The sequence below is a fragment of the Paenibacillus sp. JJ-223 genome (genome assembly GCF_927798175.1).
Lineage (GTDB): Bacteria > Bacillota > Bacilli > Paenibacillales > Paenibacillaceae > Paenibacillus > Paenibacillus hubeiensis.
The window spans coordinates 96,690-111,571 of sequence record NZ_CAKMMP010000011.1; the positions used below are offsets into that span (position 1 = coordinate 96,690).

Consider the following 14,882-nt stretch of genomic DNA (forward strand, 5'->3'; position numbering starts at 1 on the left):
AGACGTCTTATTCGCCGAAAAGATGACCTTTTGAGGCGCTAACGAACCGTAGACACGCTATTTCAAGAAAATGGTGTGTGCTGAGTCCATTCGGCCAGCAATAGCGTGTCTGAGGTTCGTTAGCCGAAATTAAAGGTCATATTCTGCCGAATAAGGTGTGCAATGTTCGTTGCGCATAGTACAGGGCCATGGGACGTCTTTTTCTCAAGTCAGTCGATCTCTCATGATCCACGCAGGGACCAACCTGATATAAACCAGTTCCGCAACTAGCTCAACCATCGTTTGCGTCACGATGACCGCCGCCGCCATCGTCGCCCATTCCTGCGGCAGCGCCAGGGCCAGTGGCATAACTACCAGCGAATTACGCGTGGCCGAACTGAAGATCACGGCTCGTCCCGAACCGACGTCCAAGCGAAAAATTGCCGCGATGAACCGCGAAACGATTGGCATGACGACAGCAAAAGCCACATAGATTGGCACGACGCCAACGATGACCCCGATATCCTCGCGAACTTTGCCGATTTGGGAGGCTACCACCACAAGCAGGGCCAGCGCCATCAGCGGGACCGGCAGCCAGGCCGCTGCCTGAAGCACGGCCTCTCCTTTTTTCCTGCGTTTGCCCCACAGCTGCGTAAGAAGTGCCAACACCATCGGAATAACGATCAAAAACAGAAAGGCTTCGACAAACGGCCCCACTTCCATCACCCGGGCTGCCTCACTACCGACAAACAGCCACAAATACAGCGGCAGCAGCACCATCTGTGCAATAAAAAGCAATGGCGTTGCGGCAAGCACAAGTTTCTCGTTCCCTTTGCCTAACTGGGTGAACACGATGACATAGTCGATGCAAGGCGTCAACAGCACCAAAAGAACCCCGATCAGCACAGGAGACGATTGAGGGAACAATAGCGTAAGTCCCAGTACAACCACGGGCACCACGACGAAATTCGCCGTTAACAGCGCCCCCATGAAACGAAGGTTGGACCAGGCCTCCCTGACTTGCAAAAAAGGAATTTGCGCAAACATGCTGTATAACAGCACCGCGAGTACCGGGGATACGGCCATTCCAAGCGCAGCTCCCCCCTTTTCACTTTCCAGTCCGATGGCCGCCCCTGCCAGCAGCGCCGCAACGTAAAACCAGCTTTGGTATTTCTCCATCGTTTCACGTCTCATTCCATGCTTTCCCCGCTCTTCTCCATCCCCTGAGGGACATATTATGTTCCGCCTCCGCGTAACCTTGGACAGGACGCTGCAAACAAATCCGCATCTCGTTCCCTGCTCCCCTATCTGTCACAATTTTCAGATGCGCTTATTTAAACTTTTCCGGAATTGGGTATATTCAAGGTAGGATGACCCGCTGTTCATTCATCTGCTGCATACCAAGGAGGAAATGCCATGTCTCGTAATCTTCCATACAAATGGATCAATGCCATTAGCTTTGCCGCCATGGTTGTCGTGAACTATCTATCCAATGCCCTGCCGATCGGCGGCAGGACCAACAAACAAGTATCTGATATGTACCCCGTCTTGATCACCCCGGCCGGATATGCCTTTTCGATCTGGGCACTCATTTATTTGCTGCTTGCCGGGTTCGTGATCTATGGATTCCTGCCTTCTTCCCGGAAAAGGGATTCCATCCCCAGCCTGGGTTATTGGTTCCCCGTCAGCTGCGCTCTGAATATTGCTTGGATTTTTGCTTTTCAGAACCTGCAAATCGGGCTGTCTTTGCTGATCATGGTTATGCTGCTCCTGTCCCTGATTGCATTGTATTTACGAACACGCGCCATTACGATACCTACCACGGCCGAGATCTGGTTCATTAAACTGCCCTTCAGCATCTATCTGGGCTGGATAAGCGTGGCAACCATCATTAACGTCGCCGTGTTATTGCGCAAAATCGGTTGGGACGGCTTCGGGCTCAGCGATTCAACATGGGCAATCATCATGCTTGCCGTGGGCACGTTGCTCGCGGTGCTGGTAAGCTTCCCATACAGAGACGGATTCTATCCACTCGTTTTCACCTGGGCCTACATCGCGATTGCGATCAAACAAAAGGATGTCATTTCCGTCTATTATACGGCAATCGCGGCAGCGATTGTGCTGGCGATTTATGCGGTGTGGCTGTTCCTGGCCAGCAATCAGGACCGGGACTGACATTTTAATATAGGGGCGGATAAGAAACTAGCTTCATCATAACGATAGACATATAAAAAGCCGAGTCCGGTTATCCAACCAAACTCGGCTTTTATGGTTCTGGCCTGTCCAAGAACTATTTCAGGGCAATAACCTCGATCTCGACGAGTGCATCCTTCGGCAGACGGGCTACCTCCACCGCACTGCGTGCCGGATAAGGCTGTTCGAAGAAGCTGCTGTACACTTCGTTTACAGGCACGAAATCGTTCATGTCTTTCAGGAAAACCGTCGTTTTCACCACTTTATCCATGCTTGTGCCCGCCGCTTCCAGAATGGCTTTTACATTGCTCAAAGACAGGCGCGCTTGTTCCTGCACATCTGCTCCAAATTCTCCCGTTTGGGGATTGAGTCCCAATTGGCCGGAAGTGTAAACGAAGCCGCCGGCTTCGATCGCTTGGCTGTATGGTCCGATGGCGCCTGGCGCCTGCTCGGTAGAGATTGGTTTTTTCATGGACATGATCTCCTTTGCTTTCATCCTGTTTTGGTTGATGATTATTATATCACGATCCTGTCCTCGGGCAACTAACGTCCGTTACATAGGACGGCGCATAGCCCAAAGAGGACGACCTTCAGGAATTTTCCAACTTCCACTCCCGGCATACGCGTTGTTAACTCATTTTTTCACAAGTCAACGGCAGGTACAAACGAAAGGTGCTTCCTTCTCCCTCCGCGCTTTCAAGCTGAATAAAACCACCCAGCAATCCGGCCAAATCACGGCTGATGGACAGACCCAGACCTGTGCCGCCGAATTTGCGGCTGATCGAACCGTCCGCCTGCTGAAATGCTTCGAAAATCGATTGGTGCCGTTCCTTCGGGATGCCGATTCCCGTATCCTTAATGGAAAAGACGATCCACCGGCCCGAAAAGCCTTCGCTGCAGGTCTCGCTGCTGATCGTCAGCTTTACGGTCCCCTGATGCGTGAATTTAACCGCATTGGACACCAGGTTGCGCAAAATCTGCTGGATGCGCTGCGGATCGGACCACAACGTCTCGGGGACGCCCGGTTCCTGTTCCATCAGCAGTTGAATGCCCTTCTTCTCCGCAACCAACAGAAAGTGGCTCATCGCATCCTCGGCCAGCTGCTTGACGCCAATCTGCTCAAGCACGATATCCAGCCGTCCTGCCTCCACCTTGGACAAATCCAAAATATCGTTGATCAACGCGAGCAGCTCCTGACCGGACTGGTCGATCATCTCCGCAAATCGGACGATCTCCTCCTTGTCCATCGTGTCCGTGTTTTCACTGATCATTTGCGCAAAATTAATGACGCTGTTCAGCGGCGTCCGCAGCTCATGGGACATGTTGGCCAGAAATTCCGATTTGTACTGCGAAGCCAGCGCAAGCTGCCTCGCACGCTCCTCCAGCACCGCCTGAGCGCGCTGCAGTTCTTCCTTTTGCAAGGATAACAGGCGATTGGTGCTCTGTATGAGCACAATCCGATTCTGTTCATTCTGAAAATCCCGCAGAATAACGGTAAATACGAAGCTGAGCACGACGCCGGCCGGCAGCGTGTAAGGCATGATATGCGAGAAAAAGTATGTTGCCGGGATGACGCCAAACGCGGCAATGTTGAGGCTGTTAACCATATTTACGATCAGGATCACAAGCACGGCCTTGATAATCAGCCTATAGTCCGTTCGCCTCATCCAGACATTCAATCCTGCGCACACTGCGCCAAGTATAGTCAAGTTGATCAATCCGGCCAGCGTGGCCTCGTTAATTCCGAAGGTTAACCGAGTCAGTCCGATCCCCAACCCGATCAGGAAAACGCTATAAGGCTGCCTGTACGTCAGCACTGCAACGATCAACGGAACGAAGCGAAGATCGAAAATGACCTCATCGTTCAGTTGGAAGCCAAAAACCATGCTGATCCACCCGGCCAGTATGAGCAGGAACACCGATATCATTTGTTTAAATTTGGGAGAAGTTCGTATGACAACGTATTTATAGAACAGACTAGCAAGATAGGCGAATGTAATCAGCATCCCCATATTCATGACGAACATTTTTGAAAATTCCATTCACTCACTCCCGTTGTCCCAACCATCGCAATGGACGGCCCTTTTGTACCTTCATCATATCACGCTCAGCCAATCTTCGACATTCTGCCCTGGAAAATGTACACAAAAAAACACACAAATCCCGATTCAATTTGTGCGCTTAAAATTGTAAAATATATTATTGTCTATTTATTCGTTGCATCCACTTCCTTGCAGACGTGGACGAAAGGAGAAGCACTGCCGTGCAATCGCTAAAAAGCAAATCCTACTGGCTGTCTTTGAGCCTGATGCTCTCGCTTGTCGTTATGGGACTGTTCTATGATGTCCTCAATTCACCTGATCGCGGATTCGTCGTGTTGCGCTCACCCATCGATCAAGCGATTCCGTTCCTTCCCTTGATGTCCATTCCATACCTGGGATGGTATCCGTTCGTTTTCGGCGTGCTCGCTTATCTCTGTGCCAAAGACCGAGAAGTCTATTACCGGGTGTTGTTGTCCATGAACATCTGTGTTTGGATCTGTTATCTCATTTATTTCAATTTTCAGACGACGGTACACCGCCCCGTGATTACGGGAAGCGGCATCGGCAGTTCCATCGTAAGCTGGCTTTATGACCGGGACGAACCGTTCAACTGCTTTCCCAGCATTCATGCCTTATACTCCTACCTGGTCATGCGGGCGGCATTCTCCGTCCAGGGAATAAAGCGGCAAGTGAAACTGCTCATCGCCAGCGGTTCGGCAGTCATCGTGCTCTCGACCCTGCTGATCAAGCAGCATGTCATCTACGATGCGCTCGGAGCTATCATCTTGGGCGAGCTCATTTTCACACTGGTTACCGGACTATTCCTGCACCGCCGGCGCAGAAAAGAATCCAAATGGACAGAAAGAATCAACTGACCCTTTTGTCCGGCGAACCGTGGAGATGCTGCCTGCGCCTCCATTCATTGATGAACAAACCCGCATAATGGGGGTCCCATTGGGTCCCCTTTCCTTCCTCTAAAATGGCCAATGCCCGTTCATGGCTCATTCCGCTCCGGTACGGGCGGTCCGAGGTCATGGCATCAAATGCATCCGCTACCGCGATAATGCGACCGAATACCGGAATATCCTGACCCGCTTTCCCATCCGGATACCCTTTTCCATCATAACGTTCATGGTGCGAGCGCACTCCCGGCAGAAAATCCGCCATCGCTTCAGCCGGCTCGATTTGCTGCAACAGGTTTTCCCCCAGCACGGGGTGCGTTTTGATAATGTCGAACTCATCGTCGGTCAACTTGCCGTCTTTGTGCAGAACTTCATCCGGAATTCCAATTTTGCCGATGTCGTGCAGCAGGGCAGATTTGTATAAAAGGTCTGACTGCTCCTCGCTCATTCCGCTCAGCTTGCCGATCATGAGGGAATATTCAGCGACACGCATCGAATGTCCGGCCGTATACTTGTCCCTTGCATCCAGGGCGGCTGCCAGCATCGTAAAGTAGCTCTGCGTCAGTTGCCGGTTGCGCTCCTGCCTGATTTCGAGCCGGTTAATCATCATGTTGAATCCGGCGATCAGCGCGGAAAATTCATCGCCGTACAAATCCGGCATCCTTCGGCCGAAATCCCCCTCTTGAATGCGGTTCATCTCCTCGGTCAGTTCCTTCACGGGGTCTCGTACATCGCGAATCAGCAGCCAGCTCCCGACCATGGCAACCCCTGCCCCCAGGATGACGATCAGAAGGGCCCATATCAGATATTCCCGGGCAAACTCATGGTCCACGTACTGCAAGCGAATCGAAGTGGCAAAAAAGAACAATAGCAGAGGAAACAGACTGATCATGGCTGTGCTTAACCGGATTTTGCGCTGAAAGGATACCATGATGCGACCGCCAAGCGACGGCTCGAAGCCATGCTGGATCTTTCCCAGCCTTCTTACCTCCAGCAGTAACGGCCTGATGGCCAGCACGGTGAGATAATACTCGGCCAAAGCATGCATCCCGGCAATCAACAGCGCGCAGACCGCTGCAATAGCTACATATTCGGGCGAGAATTGGATCCAGCCCTTAAAGAACATCCACCACGTTAGACCTGCTGCCGGCAGGGCAAAGCCAAACAAATGGGGACCCAGAATGCGATAAGCCGCCTGTTCCGGCAAACGGTGAATTCGCTCATATATTCCGTTCAATTCGGCCCGATCCGTTCGCTTGGCAGCAAAAAAGCGCCTTATCGGGCGAAGTTGACGCTTGAGGGTCAGCCATTCGAACCCTGTCATCGACAGCAGGGAAATCGCTACAATAACGATCAGGTGCATAAGTTGGGCTTTTGGGAATTGCAAGGTGGAAACCATCATGACAGTTCCAATCATGACCAAAGCCGCCACGGAGCCCATCACATAATTCCGCAACAAACGAACTACAAACGAACGGTAAATTTCCACCCTTATCCCTCACTCTCCATTTGCATCACTTCTTCCCCTGTCAATAAGGCGGATCTTGATGACGCTTGTATATGTGTTATCGGCAAATTGGGCGGAAAGAATTAATATTTAGGCCGTGCGCAATCATGAAAAGGATTCAATATATTTGCAAAAAATTACATGATGTGGTATGATAATAAAGTTGGTTTACAACCTCAAATGATTTTCACTCTTCTTTTAACCCCTGAATATTTTCTTCATGCTGCATCCGCAGCGAATATGTATCACTTAACCCATGGAGATTGAAGAACCTGAATTGCACTGACCCGGTATTTGCAGGGTACGCAAGATTTTTCCATTCACACTGGCGCGGTCATCGGAGCCGCAAGGACAAAAGAGAGGCAGGGCTTTTGTTGTTTGGACATCACTTATTCCAGAGAAGACTGAAAACATACACAAAACACCCGGAATTGGGTTCCGGGTGTTTTTCCATGTTATGTGCCCATTAGATGAAAAACGTTTTGGAAATAATGACCAGAAGGATGAACAATACGAGGATGGTGCCCACCGAACTCCAGCCGCCGCCGTACCCGTAGCATCCATAGTTTTGCTGATAATCCTGTTTCATAACAGGACCTTGGTTCGGCTGATATCCATAGCCATACCCCGTTGGCATTCCATAGCCGTAACCGTAACCATAACTGTTAGGGTAACCATGTCCGTACCCATTCGCATCATAACCTGCATTTCCCTGCATATTTGCATAACCTCCCATATTATTAGAGTAAACATGACCTTTCCCGTTCGGTGTTTTCGGTTTATTCACTTCGCTCATCGTTCATTCCTCCTTAGCATTTGCCTACACCCCTAAGCTATGTATCCAGCCCTTTCCCGGACCGGGCTATGGCCCTCTTGGCACAAAATGGGCTTTCGTACCCTGTCTTTGATCCATGCCGCCGTGAAACTTCTGGCCTTTCTTCCTCCCCGAGCTTGTCCGCAAAAGAAAAACTCCGCCGGTTGCCCGGCGGAGTCGATCAAGCTATACCCAGAAAGATTTGGTGATGATGACCAAGAGAATGAACAGGACCAAGATGGCGCCTGTCGATGTCCACGGGTTGCCGTAAGCACCTACAACTCCACTCATGTAAAACCCTCCTTTAACGTGGGGTACGATTCACTATATGCATTTCTCCCCTTCAAGACCGGGCTCATGCCGAAAATGGGCGATTTCTGCCTGAAACAAAAACAAATTGAAACCTTATTCAGCAAGAAGCGTTATAATTTACCTGAGGGGTGCACACCAATGAGGAAAGGAGGCAGAAGCAAAAAGAAGAAACGGTTTATGTTCAACCGGGACATGGATTCTCTATGAAAGAGATGGAACCTATCTACAAGGCGAATCTATCCACATCATTGGCATATCCTCACCGATCCAAAGTCAACAATAACCACAGAAAAAATATCCCAGCCGATGGGAATAGCACTTAGGAGAATATATCAATGAAAAAGATAATTACCGTTCTCGCCCTTGCCGCACTACTCAGCGCTTGCGGGAATGCAGAAAAATCGACAACATCGGAAACAACTCAGCCTCAAACGACAACGACTACCGAAGCAACGGCCAATGAAAGCGCAAAATATACTACATACAGCGGAGAAGGCTTTTCCTTCTCATATCCAGAAGATTGGAAAGAATTTGATACAAGCCAGCTGAACTCGCCTGCCATCAAAGCGGCCTTTTCCGACCCTGCCGCTACCAAGTTTGCGGATAATATCAATTTTACGATTGAAGCCAACGCAAGCGGGGTTGCTGATCCCGAGCAGTTGGCCGCTACGCTTGTTGAGTACTATGTTAACAACGGCATAAACGCAGGTATTGAAGGATATCAAAAAACCAGTTACACCGATAAGCCAAATAAAGATTTTAAAGGCGGCGTGTTGCAAGGCACTTATAAAAACGCAGCCGGCGTCGAGGTGGTCATGGTCCAATACATGATTCCCGTGAATGCGGAACTGTATACTGCTACGCTGACCTATGGCAAGGATTCCTACGATGATGCCGGTAAAAAAGAGGTTGAGGATATTTTGAATTCCGTGACCATTTCGCCGGCAACAGCACAAACCACTGGCACGAAGGCCAGCGATGCTGCCGGATCAGATGACGTCGCATTTGAAACGGCGGCTGATTTCTTCAACGAGATCACGCCAATCATCACTGAACAAACTGCGTTCATGGAGCAGCCATCCTACGATTTCTTTGCCCAAAATAGTGACTTGTTCATTCCCGAGACGCCTGATGTTCAGAAAAAAGTTAAAAAACTGGTAGACCCTGCCGTAACGCCGAAACACTTGAATAAAAACATCGCCAACTATTTCGAATCATTCATTCAAATTAGCGGCGAGGTCGTCAGCGTCGAAGAAAATAATTCCTTGGGCGCAACCTTCTCCGTGATTCACATCATGGATGATAACGAGAACAATATCGTTGCAGTCTATCCGAACAGCACCGGTGATCTGTTGGAAGGCGATTATGCCACTGTGATTGGGCCGCCAATCACCAATTTCTCTTTCGCCAACATCAGCGGCGGGTATACGAATGCCACACTGATTGGTGCAGCACTCCTGGAACAAGAATAATTTCTTTCCACAGAAAGAGAACGTTAACGCCATATTCACCAGAATATTCGTAAAACACAAAGAGCGAGCTCCCGATGTTAAAACAACGGGAGGCTCGCTCTTTGACTCTCTATAGGCGTTCGTGCACGTCTAGACCGGACTCATGTCAAAAAAGGACACAGTCATCAAAGAATTTATCGCAAAAATGAAGGACAATAGTACTTCTTTCATAAAAACCTCAGAACATAAATCAAAATGATAATTGAGCCATTAGCATTATAAAAATAATGATATCAACCCGTGTCTATCTTGTCACAATCGGGTATGATTCTCAGATAACACCATATCTTGTTCTAGGAGTGATGATTCAAGTGAAAATGAAAAAGGTGATTGTGGCATTATCGCTGGGGATGTTGATTGGGTCTTCTTCCATGGCTGTAGCCGCAACTTCTCAAAAAATTCAGGCTACTATTGCTAACTTCAAAATCGTGGTCAACGGTCAATCGAGATCCGTTTCCTCTGATCAATTGCTCTATAAAGGGAATACATATGTCCAATTGCGGGAAGCTGCGAAACTGCTTGGTTACGAAGTAAATTATCAAAGTGCCAATCGGTCCATTCAGTTTTCGGCCAAAAGCCAGTCCCAGTCCGAGTGGATCACTCTAATCGACCTGTCCGCTTCTTATGGTTATGAAGTCAAGCTTAAGGGTGATTCTGCAGATGTATATACCGTTTCCAAAGACCTAAAAACGCTATTAACCGTGGATGCCAATGGCCTGAAAGAAAATGAGGAAAAGGTTGTTGCCGATCCGACCGGAAAAACCATTCGCTATAAAAAGCTTCAAGGTTCCCTCGTTCTTAAACGGGCAGATCTAAAAGAAGCGGGCCTCATCCGTTAATGCAAACAAAAAGCTTCCGCTGTGTAAGCGTGAAGCTTTTTGTTTGCATTAATTTAGGCCATAACAAGATGCCAGGAATTCGTAATTTAACACAACAGAATTCACGAAAATGCAGGTTTAATTCAATTCTTGCGGACGGGACGGCAGCGCAGTTAGTTTGTCGCGCACCGACTGCAGCTTTTGTTCACTGGATGCACCCGGTTTGTCGCGCCTGTCGTCGATTTTTACGGACGTGGATACCCGCTGCGCTCCCGACAGGAACGGAGCCTCGTGCAGCGCGGCAATCGCCGTGAACACTTCGTCCAGCGGTCCTTCGATAATCGTGCTCATCGAGGTCAGCTGATATGTAATTCCCCGCTGCCTTTCCAATACTTTTTGCATATCCGCTACATAACCGCTCAAGCTGGTGGTTCCGGTTCCGATCGGAATTACAGTTACTTCCGCTATTGCCATTTCGCTAGCCTCCCTCTGACCGTGCAAATCCGCTCGGCCACCCATTTTGTGATCGTTTTTGACTTATTTTATTGTACCAGTTGAATGAACGCCAATTCAAACTGACGTTAAAACGTCACCCTCTTTTGACGAAAATTTTTTTTGGGCAATCCGCAAATCTTCCAGTCCTTTTCCTTTGCGGTATTGAGGCTTCATATGATATACTCGGAATTACGTTTTGGCTTATCGGCCTGTTTACAAACACTATATGTTGGGTTACATTAGGATAGCAGCAACAAAATGTAGTGAAATGTTATAACCCCGCTTCTATGAGTCTACTTCTGCAGGTTCGCGAGAAACAAAAATGGGACTACCTACAAAGACATCTTTGGCAGGTGCGCATTGCTCTCCACGAACAGAGTCGACCTCGAGGCACCGGGGCTGTTTGGACTGCGCAAGTCCATCGGCTTCCATCATATTTTGGCACCAGCACTGTTTACATACGGTGTCCCTGTGTTAACCAGCTTTTTGGAGGCATGAAGAGGACAGCCGGACATCAGAAAGCATTTTCGGCCGTGAGGCAGGGAGAATGCTTTTTGTATGGACATGCACCGTGCACTGCCTTACCCGCAACTTGCTGCCTAAGCATTTGAATAGCCATTGCAGCAGCCATTTTGTCCGCATACGAAACAGCACGAATTAGCAGCTACACCACATCGTAACAACTCAATTCTTAACATAAGAATTTTCCAAAACACTTTGACCGTATGAAAGAGAGGAATATCCATGCCACAAGTTGTGACCAAGCCGAACAATCGTCAGCTGGCCTTTGACGACATGCGCATTTCGGTCTATGCCGACCGCATTCTGCAAGATTTGGAGATGCTCGACAAGGAGCGCCTGGTACGCGGGGTGAACAGCAAGCTTCGCCGCGACGAGGTCACCGGGGACGAAATCAGTTCCGCGTTTATGATGAGCGCCTTGGAGCTCGTCAGCAAAGAGGAACCCAACTGGAAATTCGCCGCAGCGCGTTCCCTGCTCACTTCACTGTACAAAAAAGCGGCCAACAACCGCCGCTACAAATCCTATCCGGACGAGCCGTACGGTGCTTTCTACCCGTTGATCGTAGATCTGGTGAAAAAGGGCATCTATCGCGAAGAATTGCTCGAATGTTATACCAAAGAGCAGATCGACGAGCTCGCAGACTGCATCGACTACCGCAATGACCTGCTGTTCGACTATATTGGCCTGCTTACGCTGGCAGAACGTTACCTCGCCCATGATTTTGACGGCAAAGTCATGGAACTTCCGCAAGAGCGTTACATGGTCATCGCCATGTACCTGATGCACCAGGAACCAGCCGAGAAACGCATGAACCTGGTCAAAGAAGCGTACTGGGCAATGAGCAACATGTACATGACGGCAGCGACGCCAACGATGTCCAATGCCGGCAAAAAGGTAGCCGGACAGCTCTCCAGCTGCTTCATCGATACCGTGGATGATTCGCTGGAAGGCATCTTCGACTCCAATACCGACGTGGCACGTCTAAGCAAAATGGGCGGCGGCATCGGCGTCTACCTCGGCAAAGTCAGAGCGCGCGGCTCCGACATTCGCGGACACAAAAACACAAGCTCCGGCGTCATCCCATGGATTCGCCAGTTGAACAATACAGCCGTCAGCGTGGATCAGCTCGGTACGCGGAAAGGCGCAATCGCCGTTTATCTGGACGTATTCCACAAAGACATTCTCGCCTTCCTTGACCTGAAGCTGAACAACGGGGACGAGCGTATGCGTGCGCATGACGTATTCCACGGCGTATGTCTGCCTGACTTGTTCATGGAACGTGTCGAGCAGCGTGGCGAGTGGAGCCTGTTCTGCCCGCACGAAGTGAAGAAAGTGATGGGATGGAAAGACGAAAACGGACGCGCACTCGGGTTGGAAGACTTCTACGACGAAACGTTTGGCCAAGGTACATTCCGCGAGAAGTACGAGGAAGCCGTCAACCATCCGTTGCTGTCCCGCATTACGGTACAAGCGATCGACATCATGAAACGTATCATGAAGTCCCAGCTTGAAACCGGCACGCCTTACATGTTCTATCGCGATACGGTCAACCGCGCGAACCCGAACCGCGCACACGGCATGGTATACTCTTCCAACCTGTGCACGGAAATCATGCAGAACCAATCGGCAACCGTCGTGGAAAAAGAAGAACTCGTCACGAAGGACGGCCAAACGCGCATCGTCATTTCAAAAGTTCCCGGCGATTTCGTGGTATGCAACCTGAACTCCATCCACTTGGCACGCGCCGTGCCTCATAACGTGTTGGAGCGCCTGATTCCGATCCAGGTTCGCATGCTCGACAACGTGATCGACATCAACAATATCGAAGTGCTGCAAGCCCAATACACGAACAGCCAATATCGTGCCGTGGGCCTTGGAACATTCGGATTGCACCATCTGCTTGCCCTGGAAGGCATCCGTTGGGAGTCCGACGAAGCCGTGACCTACAACGACAACCTGTACGAAAAAATCAACTACCTGCTCGTGAAATCCAGCATGGAGCTGGCCAAGGAAAAAGGACATTATCCGAAATTCAAAGGCTCCGACTGGGAAAGCGGGCAATATTTCGAGCAGCGTGATTACACGACAGGCAACCGCGTCGGCGAATTCGTAACGACGGAGCAATGGAAAGAACTGCAAGCCGAAGTGCAGCGGAACGGCGTGCGCAATGCGTGGATGTTCGCGATCGCGCCGAACGGCTCGACGTCCATCATTGCTGGCTCGACGGCCAGCATCGACCCGCTCTATGAGCTGTTGTCCTACGAAGAGAAAACGACGTACAAAATCGCCAACCCGGCACCGGATCTGTCCGAAAAAACGATCTGGTACTACAAAACGGCGTTCATGGTGGATCAGCATGCTTCGATCAACATGGCCTCGGCCCGCCAGCGCCACGTGGACCAAGGCCAAAGCTTCAACTTGTACGTTCGTCCGGACATCAAAGCAACCGAATTCCTGGACCTGCATCTGCATGCCTGGAAAGCCGGTCTGAAATCAACCTATTACGTCCGCAGCCGCGCATTGACCATCGAAGAATGCGAATCCTGCGCTAGCTGATTAATGAATTATCCCTGAGTTACGATAACCTCCAGGGCACCCTGTTTTCTTTGCAAACCGGCGCTGCCCTGGTTGTTTTTTGCCCAAAACCGGATCATTGCATCCACCCGGATGTTGAAATAGATTTTTTAAGGAGTGAATCGTTTCATGCAATTACAGAAAATTTTCAATACGGAAGCCCCCAACCAATCGACCCGCATTATCGAAGGTGAATGCTCGGGCATTCTGAACTGGAATGACATTCGGATGCCTCACATGTACAAATTGTACAAGGTTTTGCTCCTGAATCACTGGATCGCGGATGAAATCCCGATGTCCAAGGATGCTTCCCAGTTCGCGCAGCTGGACCCCGAGGAGCAGCGTACGTTCAAGATCAACATTTCCCTGCTTGCGGTGCTGGACTCCATGCAAACGATGTTTGTGGGCGACGTGAAACGCTACTTCACCGATTCCTCGCTCGAAGCGATCTCGGCGATTATCGGGCAGCAGGAAGTGGTTCATAACCAATCCTACTCCTACGTGCTTTCTTCCATCGTATCCGAGCAGGAACAAAAGGAAATTTTCGAGTATTGGAAACATGATCCGGTATTGCTGGAACGCAACCAGTTCATCTCCGACATCTATCAAAGCTTCCGGGACGAACCGTCTCCGCAGACGTTCTTCCAGGCGATGGTTGCCGACCTCATTCTGGAGGGCATTTTCTTCTACAGCACGTTTGCCTTCTTCTACAACCTGGCCCGTGACCAGAAAATGATGGCGACAAGCCAAATGATCTCGTACATCCAACGCGACGAGAACCAGCACTGCTACTTCTTCGCCGAAGTGTTCAAACAATTGCTCGCAGACTTCCCAGAACTGAACACAGCGGAAAACATGGACTACGTCTACAAAACGATCGACCGTGCCGTGCAGCTCGAAACCAACTGGGCCCATTACACGCTCAGCAACGTAAACGGCATCGACCTGAACGAGCTTTCCGATTACATCAAATACATCGCCAACAAACGCCTGCGCCTGATGGGCATGGAAAAAGCGTACGAAGGCGTTGACGTCAACTGCATGCCTTGGATCAAACCATTCTCCGACGAAGCGCTGAACGCAACCAAAACAGACTTCTTCGAAGCCAAATCCCGCAACTACGGCAAAGTCGGCGACGACAACGGGTTCGACGATTTGTAAAACTCAGTCAACATCGGCTTGCCCATGCCTGACTTGGCAGAATAGAAAACGG

General features: G+C 50.0%; 13 protein-coding genes. 6 read left to right on the forward strand and 7 right to left on the reverse strand.

Features of this window, described 5'->3' with window-relative positions:
* Positions 1-204: 204 nt before the first annotated feature.
* Positions 205-1,173, reverse strand: a complete 969-nt coding sequence (locus L6H98_RS19335) for a bile acid:sodium symporter (RefSeq protein ID WP_236417541.1) — start codon at positions 1,171-1,173, stop codon at positions 205-207.
* A 222-nt stretch (positions 1,174-1,395) separates the two neighbouring features.
* Between L6H98_RS19335 and L6H98_RS19340 the strand changes: the two genes are divergently transcribed.
* Positions 1,396-2,154, forward strand: a complete 759-nt coding sequence (locus tag L6H98_RS19340) for a tryptophan-rich sensory protein (RefSeq protein WP_236417542.1) — start codon at positions 1,396-1,398, stop codon at positions 2,152-2,154.
* Between the two features lie 115 nt (positions 2,155-2,269).
* Here the strand turns inward: L6H98_RS19340 and L6H98_RS19345 are convergent, their stop codons facing one another.
* Positions 2,270-2,644 carry a RidA family protein gene (locus L6H98_RS19345; RefSeq protein WP_236417543.1) on the reverse strand — a complete coding sequence of 125 codons (375 nt, stop codon included), beginning with the start codon at positions 2,642-2,644 and terminating at the stop codon, positions 2,270-2,272.
* 157 nt (positions 2,645-2,801) lie between these two features.
* Positions 2,802-4,214, reverse strand: coding sequence for an ATP-binding protein (locus L6H98_RS19350; protein WP_236417544.1), 1,413 nt, complete (start codon positions 4,212-4,214; stop codon positions 2,802-2,804).
* Between the two features lie 221 nt (positions 4,215-4,435).
* Between L6H98_RS19350 and L6H98_RS19355 the strand changes: the two genes are divergently transcribed.
* The gene (locus L6H98_RS19355) at positions 4,436-5,089 is read left to right on the forward strand and encodes a phosphatase PAP2 family protein (protein ID WP_236417545.1); all 654 of its coding nucleotides are present in this window, start codon (positions 4,436-4,438) and stop codon (positions 5,087-5,089) included.
* Here L6H98_RS19355 and L6H98_RS19360 read toward each other — a convergent pair.
* The 3 genes from L6H98_RS19360 to L6H98_RS19370 form a co-directional block, all read right to left on the reverse strand.
* Positions 5,082-6,605, reverse strand: coding sequence for an HD domain-containing phosphohydrolase (locus L6H98_RS19360; RefSeq protein WP_236417546.1), 1,524 nt, complete (start codon positions 6,603-6,605; stop codon positions 5,082-5,084). The genes L6H98_RS19355 and L6H98_RS19360 overlap by 8 nt on opposite strands.
* A 484-nt stretch (positions 6,606-7,089) precedes the next feature.
* On the reverse strand, positions 7,090-7,212 hold the full coding sequence (locus L6H98_RS19365; RefSeq protein WP_236417769.1) for a YjcZ family sporulation protein: 123 nt from the start codon (positions 7,210-7,212) through the stop codon (positions 7,090-7,092).
* 411 nt (positions 7,213-7,623) lie between these two features.
* Positions 7,624-7,728 carry a YjcZ family sporulation protein gene (locus L6H98_RS19370; RefSeq protein ID WP_236417547.1) on the reverse strand — a complete coding sequence of 35 codons (105 nt, stop codon included), beginning with the start codon at positions 7,726-7,728 and terminating at the stop codon, positions 7,624-7,626.
* Between the two features lie 356 nt (positions 7,729-8,084).
* Here L6H98_RS19370 and L6H98_RS19375 point away from each other — a divergent pair, with 356 nt between their 5' ends.
* On the forward strand, positions 8,085-9,221 hold the full coding sequence (locus L6H98_RS19375) for a PsbP-related protein (RefSeq protein ID WP_236417548.1): 1,137 nt from the start codon (positions 8,085-8,087) through the stop codon (positions 9,219-9,221).
* Positions 9,222-9,577: 356 nt separating this feature from the next.
* Positions 9,578-10,099, forward strand: coding sequence for a stalk domain-containing protein (locus tag L6H98_RS19380; protein ID WP_236417771.1), 522 nt, complete (start codon positions 9,578-9,580; stop codon positions 10,097-10,099).
* Between the two features lie 117 nt (positions 10,100-10,216).
* Here L6H98_RS19380 and L6H98_RS19385 read toward each other — a convergent pair whose 3' ends face one another.
* Complete coding sequence (locus tag L6H98_RS19385; RefSeq protein WP_236417549.1) at positions 10,217-10,552, reverse strand: MTH1187 family thiamine-binding protein; 336 nt, start codon at positions 10,550-10,552, stop codon at positions 10,217-10,219.
* Positions 10,553-11,317: 765 nt separating this feature from the next.
* On the opposite strand from L6H98_RS19385, the gene L6H98_RS19390 reads away from it, so the two are divergent.
* Both L6H98_RS19390 and L6H98_RS19395 read left to right on the forward strand, forming a co-directional pair.
* On the forward strand, positions 11,318-13,651 hold the full coding sequence (locus L6H98_RS19390) for a ribonucleoside-diphosphate reductase subunit alpha (protein ID WP_236417550.1): 2,334 nt from the start codon (positions 11,318-11,320) through the stop codon (positions 13,649-13,651).
* Between the two features lie 147 nt (positions 13,652-13,798).
* Positions 13,799-14,830, forward strand: coding sequence for a ribonucleotide-diphosphate reductase subunit beta (locus tag L6H98_RS19395; RefSeq protein WP_236417551.1), 1,032 nt, complete (start codon positions 13,799-13,801; stop codon positions 14,828-14,830).
* Positions 14,831-14,882 lie beyond the last annotated feature (52 nt).